Genomic DNA, 5024 nt, shown 5'->3' on the forward strand with positions numbered 1-5024 from the left:
CAGTCTGTCACTAACTTAGCTTTGGCCAATCGCTTTGAAATGCAGCCCAATGATATTGTCTATGTTGACCCTACTGGCTTAACCCGTTGGTCAAGATTTATTGGCGCCATTCTACCTTCTGCTTATGCTCTAGACAGGTTTAACTAGACAGCTGTAAGTTACAGAAATTCAGCAAGGTATAATTAAGAGGTGTTTTTATGTCATTTGAAAATATATTAGTAGTTTGCATTGGTAACATCTGTCGCAGTCCAATGGCAGAGGCTTTATTAAAACAGCGCTTTCCAAATAAAAACATCGATTCTGCTGGTGTGGGTGCTCTGGTGGGCCATGGAGCTGACGCCGCAGCAATTAAGGTAATGCAAGAAGAGCAAAATATTGATATCACTGATCATGTGGCAAAGCAGATTGATGAAGATCTGGCATTAAAAGCAGACCTGATCTTCACTATGTCTGATGGTCAGAATAAGTGGATTGAAGAACGTTGGCCTTTTTGCCGCGGTAAAACCTTTAAGCTCGGTCACTGGAGTGATAAAGACATTGCTGATCCCTATAAACATGAAATAAGTGCTTTCCAGACTGCCTATCAAGACATCGTAAAAGGTATAGATGATTGGCAAGATAAAATCAGTTAATATAATAGCTCCTTAAACCTATACATAAATCAGCCCCATTATTTAATAAGCAACTAAAAAATAGTGAAAAACCTATGAGTCAAACTGTGCCTACTTCTCCTGATAACAATGCCTTAAAAGAAGATAATGAAATCGATTTAATGGCATTATTAATGGCTTTACTGCGGGGCTGGAAAACCATATTAGCGGCTGCATTATTGGGTCTGCTATTAGGGGTCACCTATAGTCGTTATGTCCAACCTACCTATCAGACCGATGCCTTGTTGCAAATTGACGATAAGTCAAAAAGTATAGCTGCTCTAGGGGCTAATATATCCGAACTAGTAGGAACGGAATCCACACCAGCAGAAACAGAACGTGAACTCCTTAAATCACGCATGGTGTTGCAACCTGTTGTTGAGAAGTTACATCTGGATATCAAGCTCAGTAATCCAGAGGTCGGTACTTGGGATCGTATCTTACAGTCAAAGACCCCTACCCAGACCAGTACTGAGCAAGCAGTAACTCTAGAAACCCGTCATGGTAGAGCACAAATAGGTCGCTTTGAGGTCCCTCGTGCTTATGAAAATAGAGCATTTACTCTAGTGAAGACAACAACGGGCTTCACTTTAAGCCTGGAAATCAATGAAGAGGTTGTAGAGTACAAAGGCAATATTGGCACCCCAACCACTATTAATACCCCAGAAGGTGATATTGAAATAGCCGTAGAAGCTTTACCTGCAGATGGGAATCCCATAGCCATAACTAAGGTCTCTACTCCTAATGCCATCGATGCTTTGAATGGAGCATTAGGTGTGGCGGAACGTGGTAAACAAACAGGAATTATTCAGCTAACGTTAACTGGCGAAGATCAACAGCAAGTTAGCCGAGTATTGACCGATGTCATTGAATCTTATATGGCTCAAAACTTAGCACGAGGCTCTCAGCAAACCAGAACCACCATTGAGTTTATGGAATCACAGATTCCTCAGCTTAAGCAAAAGCTTGAACAATCAGAAGAAGCTTTTAACAGATTCCGTGAGCAGTATGGGACTATTGATGTTACTCAAGAAGCGGGAATTTTAATTAACGAAAGTGCAGCTATAGAAAAGCAAACTAGTGAGCTTAATCTAAAAAAAGCTGAATTATTGACTTACTATACCGAAGAGCATCCATTAGTTATTCAAATTAATGATCAACTTGCAGCTTTAAGTGAAAGAAGAAGTCAAATTAAAGACGGCATCTCCCGTTTGCCTGAAATGCAGCGTGAGTTCCTACAGTTATCTCAGGATACAGAGATTAACCGTGAGATTTACTTAACTATGCTCAAGAACTATCAGCAGCTAAAAATTGCTCAAGCCGGTGAGATTGGTTATGTGCGTGTGGTAGATTTACCTATTAATACCTATAAAGCTATTGCTCCTAAAAAAGCACAAATCTGGGCTATCTCTTCCTTGCTAGGCTTGCTATTAGGAAGCTTATTAGTACTTATTAAGAGCTTATTACGTAACCCAGTTAAAGACCCAGAGCATTTAGAAGCTAAGACTGGTGTTCCTGTTATTGCCACTATTCCACGCTCTAAGTCTTCCTTCAATTTAAGTAAGAAGAAAAGCAATAACCGTAGCCTATTGGCCATGGTGGATCATGAAAGTCTTAGCTACGAAGCCATCAAGAGCTTACGTACCTCACTAATGTTCTCTATGCCCAAGCTAACCAAAGCGGCTCAAGGTAGTATTGAAAGCGATACCGGCATGGTACAACATGGTAAAGTCATCGTTATTACCGGTGAAGCCCCAGGCATTGGTAAGTCTTTTATCTCCTCTAACTTAGCTGAAACCTTCTCACAGTTAAATAAGAAAGTATTAATTGTAGATGGCGATATGCGCCGAGGGGAGCTGCATAAAATCTTTAGTATCCCTAATAATGTTGGCTTGGGTGATTATTTGACGGCTACTGAAGAGGCCTTAAATAATCACATCCACCCTACCCCTTTTGATTTTATTGACTTTATGCCACGCGGCGAACACCCTAATAATCCAGCCTCTTTACTTGCCGGTAAGAGATTTAGAAAAATGATGGCTGAGTTAGTGACTATCTATGATATCATTATTATTGATACGCCACCAATCTTAGCCGTATCGGATGCTATTATTACTGCCAAATATGCCGATAAAGTGTTGATGGTAACTCGTTTCAATCAGTCTATTGAAGGTCAGGTAGCTTATGCAGTGAAACAGATGGACAAGGGCGGCGTCACTGTAGACGGTATTGTATTAAACGATATGGTACAAGGCATCACCAGTAAGTATAACTACCATTACAGTTATGCTTATGGTAACTCGAAAGACTAACTATAGTACTACTAGATCCTACCCCTGCTAATTTAGCCTTATAGCAAATATAACAGTGATATAGCCATGCAACACAAAGATAAAGATAGTCGTACTAAACAAGAATCTGATTTCAGTACAATCCATAACGATTCTGTACCTACTAAACTTAGTGCTTTAGCAGAAGGACTATTAGAGTTACCGCGACCGATAAAACAAGCTATTTTATTGGTCGGCGACTATATCGTCTCAATTGTTTGTTTGTTTTTGGCCTTATCGCTGCGTCAAGGGGTGCTTGATGTCAATGCCAGTCCTTTATTAGTCTCTCTATATGCACTAGTACCCATTTTAGGCTTATATGTGGTCGGATTCTACCGCGGTGTAACTCGTATCTTCTTTGATACCGATATGCGCCGTGTCCTTAAGCTATTTGTCATCATTCTAATTATCTTCACTGTTGTCTACCTATTTGACTTTATTACCAGCATCCCACGTTCAGTTCCGCTGCTTTACTTATTTATGCTGTTTATCTGGTTGTGGGGTAGCCGACTATTTTTACGAGACTTATTACTGCGCTTACAAGGTAAGCCCGTTTATCAAGACTTAAGTAAAACCACAATTAAGCGTGACAATGTACTTATTTATGGTGCAGGCGCCTCAGGTACTACCCTGTTAGAAGCACTACAAGACTCACCTCATTACCAGGTGGCGGCTTTTATCGATGATGACAGTCGCTTGACTGGGGGTCATATCTTAAATAATAAAATATACCCAGCTACAGAAATTGATAGCTTAGTTGAAGAGTTGAAAATTGCTCAGGTATTCTTGGCAATGCCTTCGGTTAATCGCCAGCGTCGCCGTGAAATTATCAACGATTTAACCAATCTCTCTGTAAAAATTAAAGAGCTGCCTAGCCTGCAAGATATTGCTGAAGGTAAAGTTACGGTCAGCACCATGCGTCGGGTAGATATCTTGGATGTGCTAGACCGTCAAACGGTTGATCCTGACCCTGTGCTATTGGCCAAGAATATTGAAGGCAAAAATGTATTAGTCACGGGTGCTGGTGGTTCAATAGGTAGTGAGCTGTGTCGCCAAATTATAAAAAACAAGCCTAAATGCTTGGTGCTATATGAGCTATCTGAATACGCCCTCTATGCCATTCATCAAGACTTATTGGCTTGGCAGGCCGCTAACCCAGTAGGCAGTGATAACTCTGACACACAAATTATCGCTTTACTTGGTAATGTAAATAACCAACAAAAATTAAACATGGTCTTTACCAAACACGCTATCGATACCGTGTATCATGCAGCTGCCTATAAGCATGTGCCTATCGTGGAATATAATCCTTTTGAAGGTGTCATAAATAATGCCAAAGGTACTTATCACTGTGTAAAAGCTGCAGTAGAAACAAATGTGGAAACTTTTGTGTTGATATCAACCGACAAAGCGGTACGCCCTACTAATATTATGGGTGCCTCTAAACGTTTAGCGGAGTTGGTATGCCAGGGCTTTAGTAATCAGCACCCTAAGACAAAAATTAGCATGGTACGTTTTGGTAATGTATTGGGCTCCTCAGGTTCTGTAGTTCCTCTATTTACGAAGCAAATAGCCAAAGGGGGTCCTATTACTGTAACCCACCCTGAGGTGACTCGCTACTTTATGACCATCCCAGAAGCAGCTAACTTGGTCATTCAAGCTGGAGCGATGGCACAAGGCGGTGAAGTTTTCGTACTAGATATGGGAAAACCTGTAAAAATTGTTGATCTGGCGCACCGCATGATTCATTTAAGTGGCTATGAAGTTAAAGATGAGAATAACCCTGCTGGTGATATCGAGATAGTCTTTAGTGGTCTACGTCCAGGCGAGAAGCTTTATGAAGAGCTAATCATTGGGGATGATAATATTGAAGCCACTCAGCATTCTTTAATTATGCAAGCACGTGAGCACAGCTTCGAGTTGACTGATATTGAAAGTACTTTATCTGAATTAGCGTCTAGAGCCCAATACCATGATGTAGACTGGTTAAAACAGCAGTTTACCTATTATGTAGAAGGCTATACGCCAGAATCTAATCTAAATT

Annotated in this window: 3 protein-coding genes and 1 pseudogene; all 4 read left to right on the top strand. The window is 40.7% G+C overall.

The window, feature by feature from the left end; translation table 11 throughout:
* Positions 1-147: pseudogene (locus A1232T_RS14335) on the top strand (polysaccharide biosynthesis/export family protein); the annotation flags it as partial.
* Between the two features lie 50 nt (positions 148-197).
* The gene (locus A1232T_RS03605) at positions 198-632 is read left to right on the top strand and encodes a low molecular weight protein-tyrosine-phosphatase (RefSeq protein ID WP_077448104.1); all 435 of its coding nucleotides are present in this window, start codon (positions 198-200) and stop codon (positions 630-632) included.
* A 74-nt stretch (positions 633-706) separates the two neighbouring features.
* The gene (locus tag A1232T_RS03610; protein WP_077448105.1) at positions 707-2962 is read left to right on the top strand and encodes a polysaccharide biosynthesis tyrosine autokinase; all 2256 of its coding nucleotides are present in this window, start codon (positions 707-709) and stop codon (positions 2960-2962) included.
* 66 nt (positions 2963-3028) lie between these two features.
* The coding region (locus tag A1232T_RS03615; protein WP_244152359.1) for a polysaccharide biosynthesis protein at positions 3029-5024 on the top strand (1996 nt) is incomplete at its 3' end.

Origin of the sequence: Psychrobacter pasteurii (genome assembly GCF_900162815.1) — a bacterium.
Taxonomy (GTDB): Bacteria; Pseudomonadota; Gammaproteobacteria; order Pseudomonadales; family Moraxellaceae; genus Psychrobacter; species Psychrobacter pasteurii.

Excerpts from the sequence above, each read along its gene's own strand:
- A1232T_RS03605 (WP_077448104.1), top strand. The coding sequence starts at position 198 with ATGTCATTTGAAAATATATTAGTAGTTTGCATTGGTAACATCTGTCGC.
- A1232T_RS03610 (WP_077448105.1), top strand. The coding sequence starts at position 707 with ATGAGTCAAACTGTGCCTACTTCTCCTGATAACAATGCCTTAAAAGAA.